This is a genomic window from Variovorax sp. WDL1 (genome assembly GCF_001541225.1).
In the GTDB taxonomy this organism is placed as follows: Bacteria; Pseudomonadota; Gammaproteobacteria; order Burkholderiales; family Burkholderiaceae_C; genus Variovorax.
The window spans coordinates 112,600-134,756 of record NZ_LMTS01000096.1 but is presented as its reverse complement, the minus strand read 5'-3'; the positions used below and the strand labels follow the sequence as shown (position 1 = coordinate 134,756).

At 63.7% G+C, this 22,157-nt stretch carries 22 protein-coding genes; 20 read left to right on the top strand and 2 right to left on the bottom strand.

The window, feature by feature from the left end; translation table 11 throughout:
- The first annotated feature begins 52 nt into the window (after nt 1-52).
- The 10 genes from APY03_RS14225 (at nt 53) to APY03_RS14180 (ending at nt 8,473) form a co-directional block, all read left to right on the top strand.
- Complete coding sequence (locus APY03_RS14225) at nt 53-364, top strand: c-type cytochrome (RefSeq protein ID WP_068677838.1); 312 nt, start codon at nt 53-55, stop codon at nt 362-364.
- Between the two features lie 127 nt (nt 365-491).
- Complete coding sequence (locus APY03_RS14220) at nt 492-851, top strand: ArsR/SmtB family transcription factor (protein ID WP_068677837.1); 360 nt, start codon at nt 492-494, stop codon at nt 849-851.
- Between the two features lie 346 nt (nt 852-1,197).
- Nucleotides 1,198-2,574: a sulfite dehydrogenase gene (gene soxC, locus APY03_RS14215; RefSeq protein WP_068677836.1), complete on the top strand. Its 1,377-nt coding sequence runs from the start codon at nt 1,198-1,200 to the stop codon at nt 2,572-2,574.
- Complete coding sequence (locus tag APY03_RS14210; RefSeq protein ID WP_068677835.1) at nt 2,558-3,700, top strand: c-type cytochrome; 1,143 nt, start codon at nt 2,558-2,560, stop codon at nt 3,698-3,700. The genes soxC and APY03_RS14210 overlap by 17 nt, the downstream gene beginning before the upstream one ends.
- 76 nt (nt 3,701-3,776) lie before the next feature.
- Nucleotides 3,777-4,244, top strand: coding sequence for a thiosulfate oxidation carrier protein SoxY (gene soxY, locus APY03_RS14205; RefSeq protein WP_068677834.1), 468 nt, complete (start codon nt 3,777-3,779; stop codon nt 4,242-4,244).
- Nucleotides 4,245-4,290: 46 nt separating this feature from the next.
- A complete protein-coding gene (soxZ, locus tag APY03_RS14200; protein WP_068677833.1) occupies nt 4,291-4,602 on the top strand; it encodes a thiosulfate oxidation carrier complex protein SoxZ in 312 nt (103 codons plus the stop codon).
- Between the two features lie 90 nt (nt 4,603-4,692).
- Entirely contained in the window at nt 4,693-5,490 is a 798-nt protein-coding gene (gene soxA / locus APY03_RS14195; protein ID WP_068677890.1) for a sulfur oxidation c-type cytochrome SoxA, read from the top strand.
- 13 nt (nt 5,491-5,503) lie between these two features.
- A complete protein-coding gene (gene soxX, locus APY03_RS14190) occupies nt 5,504-6,157 on the top strand; it encodes a sulfur oxidation c-type cytochrome SoxX (protein WP_068677832.1) in 654 nt (217 codons plus the stop codon).
- A 73-nt stretch (nt 6,158-6,230) separates the two neighbouring features.
- Entirely contained in the window at nt 6,231-7,967 is a 1,737-nt protein-coding gene (gene soxB, locus APY03_RS14185; RefSeq protein WP_068677831.1) for a thiosulfohydrolase SoxB, read from the top strand.
- A complete protein-coding gene (locus APY03_RS14180) occupies nt 7,964-8,473 on the top strand; it encodes a GlcG/HbpS family heme-binding protein (RefSeq protein WP_068677830.1) in 510 nt (169 codons plus the stop codon). Before soxB ends, APY03_RS14180 begins: the two co-directional genes overlap by 4 nt.
- Nucleotides 8,474-8,542: 69 nt before the next feature.
- Here APY03_RS14180 and APY03_RS14175 read toward each other — a convergent pair whose 3' ends face one another.
- Nucleotides 8,543-9,487: a LysR family transcriptional regulator gene (locus APY03_RS14175; protein WP_332112715.1), complete on the bottom strand. Its 945-nt coding sequence runs from the start codon at nt 9,485-9,487 to the stop codon at nt 8,543-8,545.
- 112 nt (nt 9,488-9,599) lie between these two features.
- On the opposite strand from APY03_RS14175, the gene APY03_RS14170 reads away from it, so the two are divergent.
- The 10 genes from APY03_RS14170 to APY03_RS14120 all read left to right on the top strand — a co-directional run bounded on the left by APY03_RS14170 (nt 9,600) and on the right by APY03_RS14120 (nt 21,540).
- Nucleotides 9,600-11,069 (top strand): form I ribulose bisphosphate carboxylase large subunit, encoded by a 1,470-nt coding sequence (locus APY03_RS14170; RefSeq protein WP_068677828.1) that lies wholly within the window; start codon nt 9,600-9,602, stop codon nt 11,067-11,069.
- 19 nt (nt 11,070-11,088) lie between these two features.
- Entirely contained in the window at nt 11,089-11,523 is a 435-nt protein-coding gene (locus APY03_RS14165; RefSeq protein ID WP_068677827.1) for a ribulose bisphosphate carboxylase small subunit, read from the top strand.
- 11 nt (nt 11,524-11,534) lie between these two features.
- Entirely contained in the window at nt 11,535-12,452 is a 918-nt protein-coding gene (gene cbbX, locus APY03_RS14160; protein WP_083944348.1) for a CbbX protein, read from the top strand.
- Nucleotides 12,453-12,474: 22 nt separating this feature from the next.
- Entirely contained in the window at nt 12,475-13,572 is a 1,098-nt protein-coding gene (locus APY03_RS14155) for a class 1 fructose-bisphosphatase (RefSeq protein ID WP_068677826.1), read from the top strand.
- Between the two features lie 16 nt (nt 13,573-13,588).
- Nucleotides 13,589-14,473: a phosphoribulokinase gene (locus tag APY03_RS14150; RefSeq protein WP_068677825.1), complete on the top strand. Its 885-nt coding sequence runs from the start codon at nt 13,589-13,591 to the stop codon at nt 14,471-14,473.
- 39 nt (nt 14,474-14,512) lie between these two features.
- Nucleotides 14,513-16,543, top strand: coding sequence for a transketolase (tkt, locus tag APY03_RS14145; RefSeq protein WP_232081228.1), 2,031 nt, complete (start codon nt 14,513-14,515; stop codon nt 16,541-16,543).
- A gap of 16 nt (nt 16,544-16,559) precedes the next feature.
- Entirely contained in the window at nt 16,560-17,252 is a 693-nt protein-coding gene (locus tag APY03_RS14140; RefSeq protein ID WP_068677824.1) for an HAD-IA family hydrolase, read from the top strand.
- A gap of 165 nt (nt 17,253-17,417) precedes the next feature.
- Complete coding sequence (locus APY03_RS14135; protein WP_068677823.1) at nt 17,418-17,831, top strand: DsrE family protein; 414 nt, start codon at nt 17,418-17,420, stop codon at nt 17,829-17,831.
- A 187-nt stretch (nt 17,832-18,018) separates the two neighbouring features.
- Nucleotides 18,019-18,945 carry an MBL fold metallo-hydrolase gene (locus APY03_RS14130; protein ID WP_443082817.1) on the top strand — a complete coding sequence of 309 codons (927 nt, stop codon included), beginning with the start codon at nt 18,019-18,021 and terminating at the stop codon, nt 18,943-18,945.
- A gap of 315 nt (nt 18,946-19,260) precedes the next feature.
- Nucleotides 19,261-21,540 carry a PhoX family protein gene (locus tag APY03_RS14120; RefSeq protein WP_068677821.1) on the top strand — a complete coding sequence of 760 codons (2,280 nt, stop codon included), beginning with the start codon at nt 19,261-19,263 and terminating at the stop codon, nt 21,538-21,540.
- Nucleotides 21,541-21,653: 113 nt separating this feature from the next.
- On the opposite strand, the gene APY03_RS43745 is transcribed toward APY03_RS14120, so the two are convergent.
- Nucleotides 21,654-22,157: chromate transporter (locus APY03_RS43745; protein WP_232324259.1), on the bottom strand; the 504-nt coding region annotated here is incomplete at its 5' end.

The following is a 22,157-nucleotide window of genomic DNA, read 5'->3' as shown; positions in this document are numbered from 1 at the left end:
TCCGCATACAACGAATCAGCCGTAAGCGGCCTCGTCCCACAGGAGCAAACCCTTGAAGAACTCGCTTTACGCCTTGCCGCTCCTCGTGGCATTCGCCACTGCGCCGGCTCAGGCCAACATGCAGCTCGCCCAGAAGAACGCCTGCCTTGCATGCCATGCGGTCGACAAGAAATTGGTCGGACCTTCGTACCAGGACATTGCCAGGAAATACGCGGGCCAGTCCGATGCTGCGGCCAAGCTGGCTGAGAGTATCAAGAAGGGGGGGGCCGGAAAGTGGGGCCCAATCCCCATGCCTGCTCAGCCAGCCCTGAGCGATGGCGATGCCAAGACACTGGCCGAGTGGGTGGTGTCGGGTGCGAAGTAGCAGGTGCGATGGCGGCTCGCCATCGCCTTGCTCGCCCGAGGGGCGGGCGGTACCATCACAAGGCTGCGACTGCCCCTGCGTCGCTGCTCCCGAAATATATTGACCAACGGTTCTTGAACGGTGCCTCATGAGCAGAAGAGAAACTGAAGACCTCGTCTTCGAATCCGTGGCGGAACTATTTTCGGTGCTCTCCACGCCCATTCGCCTGAAGATCATCAGTGCCGTGTGTCACGGCGAGAAGAACGTTTCCGAGCTTCTGGCGGAGATCGATACGACGCAGCCCAACATGTCTCAGCACCTGAGCATGCTGTACCGCAGCGGGGTGTTGTCCAAGCGCCGCGAAGGTACCCAGATCTACTACAAGCTGCAAAGCGAACGCGTCGCGAGTCTCTGTCGTGCCGTTTGCGTCCAGGTCGCGATCGAACTCGAGGGCGAGGAGGATCTCACCCTCGCGGACCGGCTGGTGCCTGCAGCGGTCCACCGCTGACCGCCCGCTGACCTCCCGCCAGCCCTGGGGGTATTGCGGCGGCGGTCTGCCGATTGCGCCCCTGGGCGACTCGTCATTGCTGATGATCCACGCTTGGTTGTCGTGCGCTGCGCACGGGCCTTCGTGCTTCTCGCCCTACTTGCCAGGCAGCGCAGATCTGAGTTGACGGGTTTTCCTCCATCGCCAATACATCGCTAGTCGCTAATATTCGTACAACACGATATGCCAATGCGCAGATTTCATGGATGACGAACGTTCCAGAGCCCAGCGCAGGCAGGGCGACCGTCGAATCATCCATTTCCGTATGCATGCCAGTGGGACTGGATCACCGACAGCCGGAGGCACTTTGAACCCTGACAACTCCCACCCTGGTCGTCTGCTCAAGGCGCCTGAAAGCTTCCTCGACGCCTCCGGCATCCGCCAGGTCTTCAACGAGGGGAAGGCGGGACGACGCGACTTCATCCGCAATGCGTTTGCCGCTGCCGGCGCGGCAGTCGCGGCGCCGCTGGCCTTGTCCGCGCCCGGGGCGCCGCCGCCGGATGGCGGGGACAGCAATATCCTCGACCTGCCTGCACATAGCAAGGGCCTGGGTCAGCCCGTGGTCACCGACGGATACGGAAAGCCGTCGAAGTTCGAGACGAATGTGCAGCGTCGCCAGAGCCCGGGCCTGACCCAGACCACGCAGGCGTCGGTGTCGTTCGCGCCCCTGCAGTCGCTGTTCGGCATCGTCACGCCCAGCGGCTTGCACTTCGAGCGCCATCACCAGGGCTGGTGGGACATCGACCCGTCGAAGCATCGGCTGATGATCAACGGCTCCGACGACAAGATCGTCAAGTCGCCCCAGGTGTTCACCATGGACGAGCTGATGCGCCTGCCTGCGGTCTCGCGCTTCCATTTCATCGAATGCGGTGCGAACACCGGCATGGAGTGGGGCAACGTGGCGGTCCCCACATGCCAGTACACCCACGGCATGATCAGCTGCAGCGAGTTCACGGGCGTACCGCTGAGAACCCTGTTCGAGAAGTGCGGGGTCGACTACAAGCGCGGCCGCTTCGTCCTTGGCGAAGGTGCCGACGGCTCCTCGATGACGCGCACCGTGCCGATGGAACTGGTGGAGAGCGGCGAGGTCTTCGTGGCCTACGGGCAGAACGGGGAGATGCTGCGACCGGAGAACGGCTATCCGTTGAGGCTTGTGGTGCCGGGCGTCCAGGGTGTCAGCTGGGTCAAGTACCTGCGGCGCATCGAAGTGGGTGACAAGCCTTACGGCACCAAGGACGAAACGATCCACTACGTCGACCTCATGCCCGGTGGGCGGAGCCGCCAGTACACGAGCATTCAGGAATGCAAGAGCGTCATCACGACGCCATCGGGCGGCCAAGTGCTGCTGGACAAGGGCTTCTACAGCGTGTCCGGGTTGGCATGGTCCGGCCGCGGGAAGATCAAGCGCGTGGATGTGTCGGTGGACGGCGGGCGCAACTGGCGAACCGCACGACTCGAGTCCCCGCTGCTTTCCAAATGCCTGACGCGCTTCAGCCTGGACTGGGTCTGGGACGGCAAGCCGGCGCTGATCCAGAGTCGTGCGATGGATGAGACCGGCTACGTGCAGCCGACCTACCAGCAGTTGCGGGCCGTGCGCAGCACCCGGTCGATCTACCACAACAACGCGATCCAGACGTGGCTGGTCCAGGAAAGCGGCGAGGTGAAGAATGTCCAGCTTTCGTGAGATCGCAACGAGTGCTCTTCTGCTGATGGCAGCGGGTGTGGCGGCAGCGCAGCCGGCGGCCTATCCTGGCATCGGCCGTGCGGCCACGCCCAAGGAGATCAAGGCCTGGGACATCGACGTGCGTCCCGATTTCAAGGGCCTGCCCAAGGGCTCCGGCTCCGTGAAGAAGGGCATGGAGGTCTGGGAGGGCAAGTGCGCCTCCTGCCACGGTGTCTTCGGCGAGAGCAACGAGGTCTTCAGCCCGATCGTCGGCGGCACGACCAAGGAAGACATCAAGTCCGGCCAAGTGGCTCGCCTGAACGATCGAGGCTTTCCGGGCCGCACGACCTTGATGAAGATCCCGACACTGTCCACCCTCTGGGACTACATCCACCGCGCCATGCCGTGGTCACAACCGAAATCCCTGTCGCCGGACGAGGTCTATGCGGTGACCGCCTACATCCTCAACATGGGTGAGATCGTCCCGGACGACTACACGCTGTCCGACAGGAACATCGCGCAAGCCCAGACGCTGTTGCCCAACCGAAACGGCATGACGACCGATCACGCCATGTGGCCAGGACCGGAGTTCGGCAGGCGAAAGCCCGACGTGAACGCAAAGGCATGCATGAAAGACTGCCTGCCCGAGATCAAGGTCGCTTCCCAGCTGCCGGACTTCGCGCGCAACGCGCATGGCAACCTGGCCACCCAGGTTCGCCCCTTCGGCGCGCAGCATGGCGTCGATACCTCCAAGCCGCCAGCGAAGACGTTGCAGGAGAGTGACGCACTGGCTGCGCAGGTCGCCGCCGCCTCCCCGGCTGGTGGAACGAAGGAGGCACCCCCGCAAGCCGCTGCAGCCGCAGGTGCGGCCAAGCCCGCCGCAGCGGCAGGGAATGACGGCACGTTGGCGCTGCTGCAAAAGAACACCTGCGTTGCGTGCCACGGCATGGATACCAAGCTCGTCGGTCCGAGCTTCCGGGACATTGCCAAGAAGTATGCAGGGCGCGCCGATGCACTGGACTACCTGGCCGGCAAGATCAAGTCGGGAGGATCCGGCGTGTGGGGCGCCATCCCCATGCCGCCGCAGACCCTGCCGGAATCGGACGCCAAATCCGTTGCCCACTGGCTGGCCGGCGGCGCAAAGTAGTTGCGACGACATAGGGAAGGCCCTCATCGTCGGATGATGTTCCGTTTATTAGGATATGTTGATACAAGGAGTTCATATGCAGACACGTCGCGACATGCTTTCACATTCGGCCAAGGTCGCGGGCATGCTCGCGGCCATCGGGATGCTGCCGATGCACGCACTTGCCCAGGCGCCAGGCTACAACTCGGCGGCCTTTGACGCGAAGACCATTGCCGAAGTGATGAAGGCCCTGGGGGGCAGCGCACCGGCGGAAAGCAAGGATGTGACCATTACGGCGCCCGATATCGCCGAGAACGGGGCCGTTGTTCCCGTTGGGGCTGCCACGGCGTTGCCTGGTGTGAAGCGCATCCTGGTGCTGGTCGAGAAGAACCCCGCAGTCTTGTCCGCCATGTACGACGTCACCGATGCTGTCGAGGCGAATTTCTCGACGCGCGTCAAGATGGGCCAGTCTTCCAACGTCTATGCCGTTGCGATGATGGCTGACGGCAAGGCGCTCTTTGCGCAAAAGGAAGTCAAGGTCACGTTGGGCGGCTGCGGCGGTTGACTTCAGTTGCACCGCATTTCTCACCTCACAAGTTGAAGGACACATCATGTCAGACCCGATGCGCATTCGCGCCCAGGCCTCAGGCGACAAGACCACCGTTCGGGTGCTCATGGCGCACGAGATGGAAACCGGCCAGCGCAAGGACGCGGCCGGCAAGGTGATACCCGCCTGGTACATCCAGGAGGTCACGGCTCAACTCAACGGCAAGACCGTCATGACGGCCCAGTGGGGTCCTTCGGTCTCGAAGAATCCCTTTCTTCAGTTCAACGTCAAGGGCGCGAAGGCCGGGGACAAGATCGGCATCTCCTGGGTCGACAACAAGGGTGACAAGCGCTCGGACGAGGCCACGGTTTCCTGAGGCGGCCCCGGCCTGTTCGCCCAGGTTGCCAAGCGCATTCGACCGGTCCCCGCGAAGCGGGCGACGACCATCAACATGCAGGTGGACACGATGAAATTTCTCCTTGTCGCGGCAGCGCTTCTGGCCGCCGCTGCGGCCGCAACTGCCCAACAGAAGTCCGCCGCCGACGGCATTGCCGAATATCGGAAGATGCTCGAGGACGGCAACCCCGCAGAACTTTTCGAGGCCAAGGGCGAAGACCTCTGGAAGAAGCGACGGGGACCCAAGAACGCGTCTCTCGAGCAATGTGACCTCGGTAAAGGCGCCGGCAAGGTCAAGGGTGCCTTCGTCGAGCTGCCGCGCTATTTCCCGGACACCAAGCGAGTTCAGGACCTGGAATCACGGCTGCTGACGTGCATGGAATCGCTGCAGGGCATCAGTGCCGCAGAAGTCGCCAAGACCCCGTTCGGACGCGGTGAGCAGGCGAACATCGAGGGACTTGTGGCCTGGATCTCGGCCGAGTCGCGCGGCATGAAGTTTGCACTGCCACAGGGGCACGCCGAGGAGAAGACCGCCTTCGAGACCGGCAAACGCGCCTTCTACTTTCGGGCAGGACCCTACGACTTCTCCTGCGCGTCCTGCCATGGCGAGGACGGCAAGCGGATCCGCCTGCAGGACCTTCCCAACCTTACCAAGAATCCTGGCGATGGCGTCGGCTTCGCTGCCTGGCCGGCGTACCGCGTGAGCAGCGGCGAGTTGTGGAGCATGCAGCGGCGGCTCAATGACTGCTTCCGCCAGCAACGGTTTCCCTACCCGGGATACGCGTCGGACGTGACGATCGCGCTGTCGGTCTTCATGGGTGTGAACGCAAAGGGTGCAGAGTCCATCGCACCGGGTCTCAAGCGCTAACGCGGAGCAGAAAATGCATACAAGACAATGGCTGGCCTTCGCAGCAGTGGCAGGTGCCGTCTCTCTCATCGGATGCGCGTCCGTCGGGGTGGCGCCGGACTACGACGCCCTCGTGCGCAAGATGATGCAGACGTCTTTCAGGGACCAGGGCATCGCCAAGATGGATCGCCTGAAGCAGGACGAGACGGATGCCGAGTGCTCCAAGGCGTTGGGCCAGCCGCTGCCCGAGGAGAAGGCCAAGGCGATCGAGGCCGCCAACCTCAAGACGGTCAAGATGCCCAGCGACGGCAAGTTCATCGGCGATTGGACGGCCGGTGAAAAGCTGGCGCAGAACGGCCGCGGCATGACCTGGAGCGATCGGTCGGCCGCTCCGAGTGCCAACGGAGGCAACTGCTACAACTGCCATCAGATCAGCAAGAAGGAAATCTCGTTCGGCACGCTGGGCCCCAGCCTGTACAACTACGGCAAGCTGCGCGGCGTCCAGGATCCCGCCAGTGCCGCAGCCAAGCCCATCGTCGAATACACCTGGGGCAAGCTCTACAACGCCAAGGCCTACAACGCGTGCTCGGGAATGCCGCGGTTCGGCCATGGCGGCATGCTGGACGAGAAGCAGCTCAAGGACCTGATGGCGCTGCTGCTCGACCCGAAATCCGAGGTCAACCAGTAGTTCGCTCTTCGGCGGCGTACCGGATCGATCCCAGAGGTCGGGGGCCCTTCTCCACATCAACGAATGCAGAAGCATGAATATTTCCAAGCGCGAGTTTCTGCAGGTGCTCGGCGCCGCGTCTGTGGCGGGCATGAGCCTCGGCCGCCATGCCGAGGCAGCTGCTGCGACAGCGCAGAAGGGGTTGTACGACATGGCCCCGTTCGGGAATGTTTCGTTCCTGCACATGACGGACTGCCATGCGCAGCTGCGTCCGGTCTATTTCAGGGAACCCAGCGTCAACATCGGGCTGGGCGATCTCAAGGGGCGACTGCCGCATATGGTGGGCGACCACCTGCTGAAAGTGGCGGGCGTGAAGCCGGGAACGCAGCTCGCGCACGCGTACACCTATCTGGACTTCGAACAGGCCGCGCGTCGCTACGGAAAGATCGGCGGCTTCTCCCACATGGCGACCTTGGTCAAGCAGCTGAAGGCCAGCCGGCCTGGCGCCCTGCTCTTGGACGGCGGGGATACCTGGCAGGGGTCGGCGACTTCATTGTGGACCGAGGCCCAAGACATGGTCGATGCGGCCAAGTTGCTGACGGTCGACGTGATGACCGGCCACTGGGAGTTCACCTATGGGATGAAGCGGGTCAAGGAGATCGTGGACAAGGACTTCAAGGGAAAGATCGACTTCGTCGCCCAGAACGTGAAGACCAGCGACTTCGGCGATCCGGTGTTCCCGCCCTATGTGATCAAGGAGATCAACGGGGTCCGCTGCGCCATCATCGGTCAGGCCTTCCCCTATACGCCGATTGCGAATCCCCGGTACATGGTGGCGGACTGGAGCTTCGGCATCCAGGACGAGAACATGCAGAAGATGGTCGACGAAGTGCGCGGCAAGGGTGCGCAGGTGGTCGTCGTTCTATCCCACAACGGAATGGATGTGGACCTGAAGATGGCGAGCCGGGTTCGCGGCGTGGATGCCATTTTCGGAGGCCACACGCATGATGGCGTCCCGATCGCGGTGCCAGTCTCGAATGCCGGCGGCAAGACCTTGGTCACCAATGCGGGAAGCAATACCAAGTTCCTGGGGGTGATGGACTTCGACGTCAAGGGCGGCAAGGTCGTCGACTTCCGCTACCGTCTGCTCCCTGTCTTTGCCAACCAGCTCGAGGTGGACCCCGAGATGGAGGCATTGATCGCCAAGGTGCGCGCGCCGTACGAAGGCAAGCTTGCCGAGAAGCTCGCGGTGACAGACGGGCTGCTTTACCGTCGCGGCAACTTCAATGGCTCCTGGGACCAGTTGATCTGCGACGCGTTGATGGAGGTGCAGGGCGCCGACATCGCGTTCTCGCCGGGATTCCGCTGGGGAACCACATTGCTTCCCGGGGACACGGTGACGCGCGAACTCATGATGGATCAACTCGCCATCACCTATCCGCATGCCACTGTCGCCGACATGACCGGCGAGACCATCAAGACGATCCTCGAGGACGTGGCGGACAACCTCTTCAATCCCGATCCCTACTACCAGCAGGGCGGTGACATGGTCCGGGTGGGAGGGTTGGGGTACACCTGCGACCCGTCCCAGAAGATGGGCGGCCGCATCGCCGACATGCGGCTGAACGGAAAGCCGATCGAAGCCGGCAAGAAGTACAAGGTCGCGGGCTGGGCGCCTGTCGCGGAAGAGGCGAAAACCGCGCCCGGGGTCAAGCCGGTGTGGGACGTCGTCGAAACGTGGTTCAAGGCACAGAACGGACACATCAAGGCCCGCAAGCTCAACACGCCGACGCTGGTTGGCCTGAAGGGCAATCCAGGATTGGCAGCATGATCCGGCTCGGCAGTCTCCGCGGCGTCGCCATTTCAGTCGTCGCGCTGTCCTCGACGCTGACGGCGCATGCTCAGTCGGCGACGTTCGAGGTCAAGCTGCTGGCGCCTGAGACGGCCATGGAGGCCGCGCGCGGTGCGCTCGAACATTGCCGGCGACAGGGGTTCCAGGTGGCAGTGGCGGTCGTCGACCGTTCCGGCGTCCTGCAGACCCTGGTGCGGGATCGCTTCGCCGGAGCGCACACGGTAGAGGCGGCCAGCGACAAGGCCTGGACCGCCGCCAGCTTCCGGGTGCCTTCGGCGACATTGGCAGCCGAGACGCAGTCAGGCAAGTCGATGAGCGGGCTGCGCTCGCTTTCGCGCCTGATGGCTGTCGGCGGAGGCCAGCCCATCGAAGCCGGCGGCAGTGCGCTGGGGGGCATCGGAGTTTCCGGGGCGCCCGGCGGCGATGCCGACGATGCGTGCGCAAAGGCCGGAATCCAGGCGATCGCGGGAAACCTCGAGTTCTGATGAAAGCTGGTGGCTGCGGTCGCGGTCGCGGTCGCGGTGCGGTCGGGACATTCCGGAAGGTGGCGCCTGTCAGGTCGCCGGCGTCCGGCCCATCAGGAATGGCGTGTCCTGCTCGCGCAGATAGCCTTCGCCGTGCTCGATGATGAAATAGCGAAAGGCCTCGGCGGCCGGCGAAAGCACTTTCGACTGCAGGCGCACGATGTGCCAGATGCGCATCACGGGGCTGCCTTCCACCTCCAGCACGTGCAGAAGCCCGGTCCGAAGCTCGAGGCCGATCGTGTGGAGCGAAAGAAACGACAAGCCCATGCCGGCCATCACGGCCTGCTTGATCGTCTCGTTGCTCGACATCTCCATGGCGATGCGCGGCGCGAAGCGCCGTTCGGCGAAGAACGCTTCCATCGCAGATCGCGTTCCCGAGCCTGGCTCGCGCACGATGAGCGGATAGCCCTCCAGATTCGTCACAGCCGGTCGGCCGGCTGCCAGCAAGGGATGCGAGGGGGGACAGACGAAGACGAGGGGATGGGGCGCGAATGCCTCGGCATGGCTCAGCACCTCCTTTGGCGGGCGACCCATGACAGACAGGTCGACCTCGCCACCTTCCATGAGGGAGACGAGTTGCTCGCGATTGTCGACCACGCGCAGTTTGACCTCCACCCCGGCGTGCTCCGCGTGGAAGCGCGCCAGGAGGCGAGGAACAAAGTATTTCGCCGTGCTGACCATGCCGATGGTCAACGTGCCGTACTCGAGGCGCTTGAGCCTGGCCATGGCGTTGTCCGTCTCGGTCAGTTGGGCCAGCAGCCGCCTGGCATGCACCAGGAAGTATTCGCCCGCTGTGGAGAGCGAAAGTTGCCGGCCGTGACGGTCGAACAGGCGCAGGCCGACCTGGGACTCGAGCTCCTTGATCTGCATAGAGATCGCCGGGGGTGTCAGGTGCAGGTTGGATGCCGCCTGGCTCATGCTGCCGACCTTGGCGATCTCCGTGAAAACCCGCAGCTGTCGGAAGGTGATGTTCACGATTCAGGCTTCTTTATCGATGAGTGAAGTATCTCTGAATATTCGTTAATTCATTACGCTCTTATATTAGGTTCCATCGGTCGTGCGTTGCGATTGAATCAAAGGAGCTGCAATGAACAAACCCGTGGAAGAGGGCGTCATCACCGATGCCAGAAAGCGCTACAGCGCCGGCGTGCTCAAGTACCGGCAGATGGGCTACTGGATGGAGGACTACGTGCCCAAGGACACGGACACCATCTGCCTCTTCCGCATCACGCCGCAGGATGGCGTGGACCCGATCGAAGCCGCCGCAGCGGTGGCCGGGGAGTCGAGCACCGCGACCTGGACGGTGGTGTGGACCGATCGGCTGACCGCCTGCGACAGCTACCGCGCCAAGGCGTTCAAGGTAGAGCCCGTACCGGGCATCACCGGACAGTACTTCGCCTGGGTCGCCTACGACATCATCCTGTTCGAGGAAGGCTCGATCGCCAACATCACGGCGAGCCTGATCGGAAACGTCTTCAGCTTCAAGCCGCTGCAGGCGGCGCGGCTGGAAGACATCCGCATGCCGGTGGCGCTCGTGAAGACGTTCAAGGGTCCGCCATGCGGGCTGGTGACCGAGCGCGAGCGGCTCGACAAGTTCGGGCGGCCTTTGCTGGGCGCCACCACCAAGCCCAAGCTCGGGCTTTCCGGGAGGAACTACGGGCGCGTCATCTACGAAGGGCTGAAGGGCGGCCTTGATTTCATGAAGGACGACGAGAACATCAACTCTCAGCCCTTCATGCACTGGCGCGACCGCTTCCTCTATGTGATGGACGGCGTCAACAAGGCCAGCGCCGCCACGGGGGAGGTGAAGGGCAGCTACCTGAACGTGACCGGCGCGACGATGGAAGACATCTACGAGCGCGCAGAGTTCGCCAAGGAGCTGGGCTCGATCGTGATCATGGTGGATCTGATCATCGGGTGGTCGGCGATCCAGAGCATCGCCAATTGGGCACGCAAGCACGACATGATCGTTCACATGCACCGTGCGGGCCACGGCACCTACACGCGACAGAAGAACCACGGCGTGAGCTTCCGAGTCATGGCCAAGTGGCTGCGGCTGGCCGGGGTGGACCATCTGCACACGGGCACGGCCGTCGGCAAGCTCGAAGGCGATCCCATGACCGTGCAGGGCTACTACAACGTCTGCCGGGACAGCTTCACGCGTCAGGACCTTCCGCGCGGCCTTTTCTTCGACCAGGACTGGTGCGATACGAAAAAGGTCATGCCGGTAGCCTCCGGGGGAATCCATGCCGGCCAGATGCATCAGCTCATCGACCTCTTCGGCGACGACGTGATCCTGCAATTCGGCGGCGGCACGATCGGGCATCCGGCAGGCATCCAGGCGGGCGCAGTCGCCAATCGCGTGGCGCTGGAGTGCATGGTGAAGGCGCGCAACGAGGGCAAGGACATCCGCAACGAAGGCCCGGACATCCTGCGCAAGGCAGCGCAGGGCTGCACTCCGCTGAAGCAGGCGCTCGATACCTGGGGCGAGATCAGCTTCAACTACGCATCGACCGACACCAGCGACTACGCGGCGACGCCATCCGCCTCCAACTGACCCCGAAGGAGAACGCACCATGATGACCAACCCGACCGGACGACTGACCCAGGGCCAGTTCAGTTTCCTGGCCGACCTGACCGATGCGGAGATCGCCCTGCAGATCGAGTACGGCCTGAACAAGGGCTATGCCTGGAGCATCGAATACACCGACGATCCGCACCCGCGCAACACCTATTGGGAAATGTTCGGCATGCCGATGTTCGATCTGCAGGACGCCGCGGGAGTCCTGCTCGAACTGAACACCTGCCGCAAGACCTTTCCCGATACGTACATCCGGCTGATGGCCTTCGACTCGACACGCAACGTGGAATCGATCGCGATGAGCTTCATCGTCCACCGGCCTGCCGCGGAGCCCGGCTTCGGCCTCGTGCGGCAGGAGATCGGCGGCCGATCGATGCGCTACACGGTCCACAGCTATGCGACCGACAGACCCGAAGGCCAGCGCTACTGAAAGGAAAGGTCATGAACGCCATGGACCACCACTGCATGCCGGACCCTGCGGCACCGGCACGCACCGTTGCGCAGGTGCTGGCGCAAAGCCAGGTCGAGGCCGTGCTGGACGAACTCGATCGCGATCTGGTGGGCCTCGCCCCCGTGAAGCAGCGCGTCCGCGATATCGCCGCCTTGCTAGTCGTCGACAAGCTTCGGATGAATCTCGGGCTGCAGGCGCAGATGCCGAGCCTGCACATGAGCTTCACGGGCAATCCGGGCACGGGCAAGACCTCGGTGGCGATGCGCATGGCGCAGATTCTCTACAGGCTCGGGTATGTCCGCAAAGGCCACCTCGTGGCCGTCACACGTGACGACCTGGTCGGCCAGTACATCGGACACACGGCCCCGAAAACCAGGGAAGTGCTGAAGAAGGCGATGGGCGGCGTGCTGTTCATCGACGAGGCGTACTACCTCTATCGACCGGAGAACGAACGTGACTATGGCCAGGAGGCCATCGAAATCCTGCTGCAGGTGATGGAGAACCAGCGCGACGACCTCGTCGTGATCCTCGCCGGCTACAAGGATCGCATGGACACGTTCTTCCAGTCCAACCCGGGCATGAGTTCACGGGTGGCCCATCACCTGGCCTTTCCCGACTACAGCCACGACGAGTTGCTGCGCATCGCCGACCAGATGCTCGTGTCCATGACCTACAGCTTCGGCGAAGAGGGGCGCGCGACGTTCGGGGAATACATCGACCGGCGGCTGCGCCAGCCCCATTTTGCGAACGCGCGCAGCGTGCGCAACGCCCTGGACCGCGTACGGCTGCGCCAGGCCAGCCGGCTGTTCCAGCAGCGCGATCGCGAGTTCACGCGCGAGGAACTCACCACCATCGAGTCCTCCGACATCAGGGCGAGCCGCGTGTTCGCGGAAGACGTCTCTCATTGACCGCTCGACACCGGAGACCCCCATGCCTTTGTCCCAACGATGGACCCTCACCCGCTACCTGATCGAGGAGCGGCGACGCTTTCCGAGCGCCAGCGGCGATCTCGACGCGCTCATCCTGGACGTAGCGCTGGCCTGCAAGGCAATCGCCCGGATCGTGGCCCAGGGCGCACTCCACGACACGGCGGCCTTCGAGCCTTCGGACGGGCCGGGCGGGCCGGTCAACGTCCAGGGCGAGGTGCAGAAGCCGCTGGACATCGTCAGCAACGACATCTTCATCCGCATGAACGAGTGGAGTGCGCACCTGGGAGGCATGGCGTCCGAGGAGATGGAGGCGCCACGGCAGATTCCGGCGTCCTTCGGCCGCGGCAAGTACCTGCTGGTGTTCGATCCGCTTGACGGCTCGAGCAACATTGATGTGAATGTCACGGTCGGCAGCATCTTCTCGGTGCTTCGGGCGCCGCAGGACGTGATCGACAGCGGACGCGATGTGGTTGAAGGCGACTTTCTGCAGCCCGGTGCGGCCCAGGTGGCTGCCGGCTACGCCCTCTACGGACCGGCAACCATGTTCGTGCTCACCGTGGGCAACGGCGTGGCCGGGTTCACGCTCGATCCCGACCTGGGGGAGTTCCTGCTCACGCATCCGGACATCCGAGTTCCTGCGGACACCCGGGAATTCGCGATCAACTCTTCCAACAGTCGTTTCTGGGAGGCGCCCGTCAAGCGTTACGTGGACGAGTGCCTGGCAGGCACGCCGGGGCCGCGCGGCAAGGATTTCAACATGCGATGGATCGCCTCGATGGTCGCCGAGGCGCATCGCATCTTGATGCGGGGCGGTGTTTTCCTGTACCCGCGCGACACCAAGGATCCGGCCAGGTGCGGGCGGTTGAGGCTGCTCTACGAGGCCAACCCCATCGGCTTCGTGATGGAGCAGGCAGGCGGCCGGGCGAGCACTGGCCGGCAACCGATGCTGGGCGTGAAGCCAACTGCCTTGCACCAACGGGTGGGGCTCGTCTTCGGCTCGCGCAACGAGGTCGATCGCATCGAACGCTATCACCGCGAGCCCATGGTGCGCGAGCCGACCAACCCGCTGTTCGCCGAACGCAGTCTCTTTCGCGATTGAACCGAACGGAACTTGCATGTCACAACGTCACCCCATCATCGCCATCACCGGCTCCTCGGGCGCCGGGACCACATCCGTAACACGCACTTTCGAGAGCATCTTCAGGCGCGAAAACCTCAAGGCCTCGATCGTCGAAGGCGACGCCTTTCACCGATTCGACCGCAACGAGATGAAGGCTCGACAGGCCGAGGCAGAGGCTGCGGGCGATCGGAACTTCAGCCACTTCGGGCCCGAGAACAACCTGTTCGTCGAACTCGAGCGACTCTTTCGCAGCTATGGGGAGCGCGGCAATGGGCGCTGCCGCAAGTATCTGCACAATGCCGAGGAAGCGGCGCCTTACGAACAGGAGCCGGGCACTTTCACGCCGTGGGAGGATCTCGAGGCGGACACGGATCTCCTGTTCTACGAAGGCCTGCACGGCGCCGTCTCGACTCCCGAGGTCAACATCGCGCAGCATCCCGATCTCTTGATCGGGGTCGTGCCCGTGATCAACCTGGAGTGGATCCAGAAACTCTGGCGCGACAAGCGCCAGCGCGGCTATTCGACCGAGGCAGTCACGGACACGATCTTGCGGCGCATGCCCGACTATGTGAACTACATCTGCCCGCAGTTCACGCACACACACGTGAACTTCCAGCGGGTGCCGATGGTGGACACGTCGAACCCCTTCATCGCCCGCGACATCCCCTCGGCCGATGAAAGCATGGTCGTGATCCGCTTCGCCAACCCGAAAGGCATCGACTTCCAGTATCTCCTCACCATGCTGCACGACTCCTTCATGTCACGCCCGAACACGATCGTCGTGCCTGGCGGAAAGATGGAACTGGCCATGCAACTCATTTTCACGCCGTTCATCTGGCGGATGATGGAGCGCCGTCACCGTGCGCTCGCTGCCGTCTGAACCTGGAGCAGGCACATGAACAGAGCTACGCCGGCCGCCATGACGCGCGCCAACGATCTTTGCCGCCATGACATGGCGAACGCCTTGCGCGCCCTGGCCATGGACGCAGTGCAGCAGGCCAACTCGGGGCATCCAGGTGCCCCGATGGGAATGGCCGAGATGGCGGTCGCCCTCTGGGGGGAGCACCTGCGCCACAACCCGGCAAACCCGCTGTGGCCGGATCGCGACCGCTTCGTGCTGTCGAATGGCCACGCGTCCATGCTTCTGTACGGGCTGCTGCATCTGACGGGGTACGACTTGCCGATGGCGGAGCTTCGGCGCTTCCGCCAGCTCCATAGCAGGACACCGGGGCATCCTGAATGGGGCATGACGCCGGGTGTGGAAACGACCACAGGGCCTCTGGGGCAGGGACTGGCCAACGCGGTGGGCTTCGCACTCGCAGAGAAACTCCTGGCCGACGAATTCAACCGACCCGGCTACGAGGTCGTCAACCACCACAGCTATGCGTTCGTGGGTGACGGCTGCCTCATGGAGGGAATCAGTCACGAGGCCTGCGCGCTCGCAGGGGTCTGGAAGCTCAACAAACTGGTTGTTCTCTACGACGACAACGGCATCTCCATCGACGGACCGGTGCATGACTGGTTCATTGACGACACGCCCGCTCGTTTCAAGGCCTACGGGTGGCACGTCATCGGTCCGCTGGACGGGCACGATGCGAACGCCGTCGCGCAAGCCATTGCCGCGGCCAAGGATTCGCCCGATCGCCCGACGTTGCTCGTCTGCAAGACCCTCATCGGCAAGGGTTCCCCGGGGCGCGCCGGCACGGCCAGGGCGCATGGCGAGCCCCTGGGCACAACGGAGATCGAGGCGGCTCGCCATGCGTTGGGGTGGCCGCATGCGCCGTTCGAGGTTCCCGCCGCGCTGGCAGCGGTCTGGGACGCGCGTCAGCGCGGAGCCCGCCTCGAATCGCACTGGAACTCAACGTTCGATGCCTATCGTAAGGCGCATCCTGCTCTGGCCGCCGAATTCGAACGCCGAATGCAAGGACGCACGCCACGGCCTTTCGAGGAGGCCTCGCTCGGCGCGTTGATGGAGATGGGTCAGTCGCGCACGGCAGTTGCATCCCGGAAGGCGTCCCAGCAAGTGATTGCCCTGCTGGCGCCCGTGCTGCCGGAACTGCTCGGCGGAAGCGCAGACCTGACCGGATCCAACCTCACGAACTTTCCCGGATGTGGTGCCGTCAGGGGGGGCATGCCCGGTGGCCGCCACTTGAACTACGGTGTGCGCGAGTTCGGCATGGCCGCGATCATGAACGGGCTGGCGCTGCACGGCGGCTTCATTCCCTACGGGGGCACTTTCCTGGCGTTCAGCGACTACAGCCGGAACGCGATCCGCATGGCTGCGCTGATGAAGCTGCAGGTCATTCATGTGTTCACGCACGATTCGATCGGGCTGGGCGAGGACGGGCCCACCCACCAACCTGTCGAGCATGCGGCGAGCCTGCGGCTCATCCCCGGCCTGGATGTCTGGCGACCGTGCGACGCGGCCGAAACGCTGGTGGCCTGGATGCAGGCGATCGGCCAGCGACAAGGACCGTCGGCGCTCCTACTGTCACGGCAGGAGCTGCCGGCCCAGTCGCGCAGCGCCGAGCAGGTGCTGCTGATCCGCCGGGGAGGCTACGTGCTGAGCGACCGGAAGGATCCGGCGGCCGTCCTCCTTGCCACGGGCTCGGAGGTCTCGCTCGCAATTGCGGCTCAAGAGATCCTGGATGCCCTTGGCTTGCCGGTGAGGGTGGTGTCGCTGCCATGCTCGACAACCTTCGACCGGCAGGATCGGGGCTATCGCGAAAGCGTGCTCGGCGGCGGGTTGCCTCGTATCGGAGTGGAAGCGGGGGTAACGCGCTGGTGGGGTCAGTACGGGTGTTGCGCCGCGCTCGGCATTGACAGTTTCGGGGAATCGGCGCCCGCATCGGCCTTGTTCACGCACTTCGGGCTTACCGCACAGGCCCTGGCAGACCTGGTGGCGGCGCAGTGCTGCGACGAACAACGACGGATACGTTCCAGCAACTGAACGGAATTGCGGACCCATGCAATACCAACTGATCAGCTTCGATCTCGACGGCACCTTGGTGGATACCGCAGCCGAGATCGCCGAAGCAGTCAATCGCGCGCTGGACGATCATGGCATCCGGCGGCGTCCCCTGCCGGAAATTACCGAGCTGATTGGCGCAGGAACTCGTGAACTGATGGTCCGGCTGTTGGCGCAGCGGGTCGCTGAAGCACCGTGGCTCGAAGAGGTGTCGCGGCGCGACCGCGTGCTCCAGAGCCTGGACCGGCACTATGCATGGACCGCCGGCACTTCGGCGGTGCCGTATGCGGGCTGTCGGCAAGCCCTTGAGCAGCTTCGGGTCGCCGGCGTCCGGCTGGTGTGCGTGACCAACAAGGAATACGCGCACGCGCGTCGCGTGCTGCGGGCGACGCGGCTGTCAGACTGCTTCGAGCTCCTGATCGGCGGCGACACACTGCCTGCCAGGAAGCCCGATCCGATCGTCATGCAGCATGTTCTGCAACGCTTCGACGTTCCTCCTGAACGCGCGGCGCACCTTGGGGATTCGGCCATCGACGTGGCCACCGCACGCACTGCCGGTATCGCGGCTTGGGCGGTACCCTACGGCTACAACGGTGGAGTGCCGGTGGCCGAATCGCGGCCGGACCTGATGTTCGAAGAGCTGATGCAGGTCGCCACACATGTGCTCGCGCACGTAGGGAATGGGACATGAAGCAGCCCGCGCTTCTGTGGTAAATCCGTATTCGGCAATATGCTGATGGAACGGTGCATCGACCTAGAATCAAGCAATTCCGGCATCGAGGCGCCATGCAGCAGGAAGACGGTGATGCGGGCGGGCTGAAGCTTTGTCGGGCCACCTTATCCAACGGAGACATGCATGAAAGCTCGCAATCTTCTGATCGGCCTGGTCCTGGGTGCAGCTGCGATGGGCAGCTGGGCGCAGGACAAGGTGGTTTATCACATCAACGACACGGCAACCCAGGCGCTCGCCGGTTTGCGCAACGTCAAGAACCATCTCGATACCGACCCCAAGGCGCAGATCATCGTCGTCACGCATGCCAATGGGGTCGATTTCCTGATGACCGATGCCCAAGACAAGAACGGCAACCCCTACGAGATTGCGGTTCAGCAGCTGGTCAGCCGAGGCGTGAAGTTCGAGGTCTGCGAGATCACCCTGCGCAACCGCAATCTCAAGAAGGACCAGTTGATCCAGGAAGCCAAGTTCACCCCCTCGGGCGTGGTGCGGATCGCCAAGCTACAGCAACAAGGATACGCGTACATCAAGCCGTAGCAGCGGATCGCTCGTGACCCGTTCTCGTCTCATGCACCTGATCTTCGTGCGCTTCTGGGACAACCCTGAGATGCGGAACGACCAGTGTCGCTAATATCACTGAATGCGAATAAATGGAAAACCCAGGCGGCCCGGTTTGCACCCGAATGGTTCGGCACAGCCCCGTTGGCGCCAATGGTTGCAGCTGGTGCTGGGCATTTGTGTTCTGAGTTCCTCTCTTGCTTCGGCGGCAGCACAGCAAGCGGTTCATGCCATCGAGGTTGCCAAGGACGTTTGGTTCGTGCAGGGGGAAGCCGCACTGGGTTCATCGGCCAATCGAAACTTCATCTCCAACGCTGGCTTCGTGGTCACGGAGCAGGGCGTTGTGGTGGTGGACGCATTGGGCTCTCCTACGCTTGCCGAGGAGCTGATCAAGGAAATTCGGCGCGTGACGCCGCAGCCGGTGAAATATGTGATCCTCACGCACTATCACGCGGATCACGTGTATGGGCTGCAGGCCTTTAAAGCCACTGGAGCGACAGTGTTGGCTCAGGCCCAAGGGCGGGAGTATCTGACCTCGGACACGGCGCGCTTGCGGCTCGAGGCAAGCCGCAAGGATCTGTTTCCATCGATCGACGAGAACACGCGCCTCGTCCCCGCAGACCGCTGGCTGGACGGCAAGGAAACCACGCTCAAGCTCGGCTCCTTCGAGTTCCTGATCCGCCATGTCGGTGCAGCGCACACACCGGAAGACGTCGTGGTCTACGTGCGCGAGCGCAAGGTCCTTTTCGCGGGCGATCTCGTCTTCCGCGGCCGTGTTCCGTTCGTGGGCCAGGCCGACAGCCGCCAGTGGATCGACTCGCTGGGCACCTTGATCGCGCTCAAGCCACGAATCGTGATTCCCGGACACGGGCCGGTGTCAGAGAATCCAATACCCGATCTTGAACTCACGCGCGACTACCTGGTCTATCTGCGCAAAAGCATGAGCGAGGCAGCGGCCAACCTCGAGCCGTTCGAAGAAGCATATGCCAGGGTCGATTGGTCGCGCTATGAGCATCTGCCGCTGTTCCGCGCCGCGAACCGCATCAACGCCTACAACACCTTCCTACTGATGGAGCAACAGGTGCCCAGGTAGGGTGCCGGCCGGGCCGCGTTCCGTTCAACAGGCCCGGCGCGCTTGGTGCGCAGCGGCCTTCCGTTCGCGCTCCATAGGGAGGTCAGCGCCGCGCGCCGTGAAGCCTCTGCCCAAAAAGCTCCTGCAGCTTCTTGTGCTGGACTGGTCGATCGCGGGACAGGATGCGGTGGCTGTGACTCGCGAGCTGCGATTCCAAGCTGGAGCTGCGTTGACGGTCGTCGATCGTCTCGAAGGAACCAAAGTTCGCCTGGGTCACAGAAGCGTCACGTTGGGCCAATAGATTCCACGGTTCCACGAATGCAAAAGGCTCGATCCATGAAGAACCCTCCCGATCTGACCAAGATCGATTTCAACGACGAAGACTCCAACACGTCCAGCAACCCGACCTTCGATGCGGTGCTCGCAGCCCGCCTCAGCCGGCGAGGCCTCTTGCGCGGCGGCGTTGGATCCGCGGGGACTGCGCTGTTGGGCAGTCTCGCTGTGGTCGGTTGCGGAGGCGGCGGCGGTGACAACGGCTTCCCGATCTTGCCCCCGGCACCAGCGCCGGCGCCTGCGCCCGCACCTGCCCCAGCTCCGCCGCCCGAAAAGCTTCTCGGCTTCCAGGCGGTTTCGAAGAGCCTCGCGGATGCTGTTGTCATTCCGGCAGGCTACTCGTTCAGCGTGCTCTATGCCCTTGGCGATCCACTCACCGCCGGGACGCCCGCATACAAGAACGACGGTACCGACACAGGCTTCGAGAACCGAGCCGGCGATCACCATGACGGGATGGAATGGTTCGGCCTGGACGCAAGCGGCCAGGCCTCCCTCACGTCTGTCGATCGCGGTCTGCTGGCCGTCAACCATGAAGCGACCACGGACCAGACGCTCAGCTCGTTCTTCCTGCATGCCAACGGCGGTACCACGACGCTGCCCCGCCCGGCGTCCGAGGTCGACAAGGAAATCGCCATTCACGGCATCTCGGTCGTCGAAGTCAAGAAGGCTGCGGACAAGTGGGCCACCGTCCAGGATTCCGCTTTCAACTTCCGGTTGACCGCACTGAGCGACATCGAGATCGCAGGGCCTGCGCGCGGCAGCGCGCTATTGGTCACGAAGTACTCGCCCACCGGCCTGAAGACCCGCGGCACGCTGAACAACTGCGGTACCGGCAAGACGCCTTGGGGCACCTTCCTCACCGGCGAGGAGAACTGGTTCGGCTACTTCACGCGCGGCGCGGCCGACGACACGGCGCGCGCCAACGACAAGTCCGTGACGGCACTGAAGCGCTATGGCAGCGCGCAAGGCGGTGCCTCTCGCCACGGCTGGGAGTCCGCAGGTCCCGATGACAAGTACGCGCGCTGGAACATCAGCAAGACCGGAGCTTCGGCGGACGGCAGCGATGACTACCGCAACGAGCTCAACGGCATGGGCTACATCGTCGAGATCGATCCGTTCGACAAGACGAAGTCTGCCAAGAAGCGGACGGCCCTCGGCCGGTTCGCGCATGAGAGCGCAGCTTTCGGCACACCGGTCGCCGGCCAGCCGCTTGTGGTCTACATGGGCGACGACGCGCGCAACGAGTACACCTACAAGTTCGTGTCGACCGCATTGTGGAACGCCGCTGACGCCAACCCCTCGGACCGCCTCGCGATCGGCGACAAGTACCTGAATGAAGGCAAGCTGTACGCTGCCAAGTTCAACGCCGACGGCACCGGAGCGTGGCTCGAGCTCTCTTTCGCGAATCCCGTGGTGGCCGGCTTCGCGGGCTATGCGTTCGCCGACCAGGCCGACGTTTGCGTGAATGTTCGCCTTGCAGCCGACGCGGTCGGCGCGACCAAGATGGACCGCCCGGAGTGGGGGGCCGTGAATCCGGCCAACGGCGAGATCTACCAGACACTCACCAACAACAGCAATCGGCGTGTCGACCCGACGGGTTCTTCACAGCTCGCACCCGACAGCGCGAACCCGCGCGTCTACACGGACATGAAGGGCGCAACTGCGCAGTCGGGCAACCCCAACGGCCATCTGCTGCGCATGCGGGAGGGCTCGGCAGGGGGCGCGGCGACCAGCTTCACATGGGATGTCTACCTTTTCGGTGCCGAGGCGGGCGCAGACACGGCGATGGTCAACGTTTCGAGCCTCACGGCAGACCAGGACTTCTCGAGCCCGGATGGCTTGGTGTTCAGCCCGTCCACGGGAATCTGCTGGATCCAGACCGACGATGGCGCGTACACGGACGTCACCAACTGCATGATGCTGGCTGCGTTGCCAGGCCAGGTCGGCGACGGTGCGGCCAAGACATTCAGCTACACCAAGGCCGACACCAGCAAGCTGGACGTCACTACGCCGGTTGGCAAGGCGCCCACGGCCGATACGCTGAAGCGATTCCTGGTGGGGCCGGTGGGTTGCGAGATCACCGGCATGTGCGAAACGCCGGACGGCAAGGCGATCTTCATCAACATCCAGCACCCGGGCGAGAACACCAACCAGGCCAACCTGGCTGACCCGAGCAAGTACACCAGCCGCTGGCCGGGCAATGCTGGCTATGGCGCGGGGTCCCGTCCCCGCTCGGCAACCATCGTGATCACCAAGAACGACGGCGGTCGCGTCGGCAGCTGACGACGCGCTGGGGATTCACCCTCCGGAAGAGAACGCGCCCGTCATCCGACGGGCGCTTCTACGTGGGGCTCGACCTCGGCCCTCACGCTTTTCTTCTTGTCACTGGGAACGCCCTACAAAGAAAGCGCCCACCCCGCGAGCGCAGCCAGTGTCACCACGATGACGGGCGAGACCTTGGCGTAGAGCAACAAGCCGAACGCTGCGAGCGCCAACCCGAAATCAGTCCTGGAATGAATGGCGCTGGTCCAGACGGGGTCGTAGAGCGCCGACCCGAGGATGCCGACCACCCCCGCGTTGATTCCGGCCATCGTCGACTGGATGTCATTGCGGCGACGCAAGCTCTCCCAAAGAGGTAGCGCGCCGACGACCAGCAGGAAGGCCGGCAAGAAGATCACGAGCAGCAGCCCCAGTCCGCCGATCCACCCGTGGAGCTGTCCGTTGGCGACCGTACCCAGGTACGCAGCGAAGGTGAAGAGCGGCCCGGGGACCGCCTGCGCGGCGCCATAGCCCGCCAGGAAATCGGAGTTGCTCACCGCTCCGGCGGGCACCACTGTGGCCTGCAGCAGCGGCAGCACGACGTGTCCACCGCCGAACACCAAGGCGCCCGATCGGTAGAA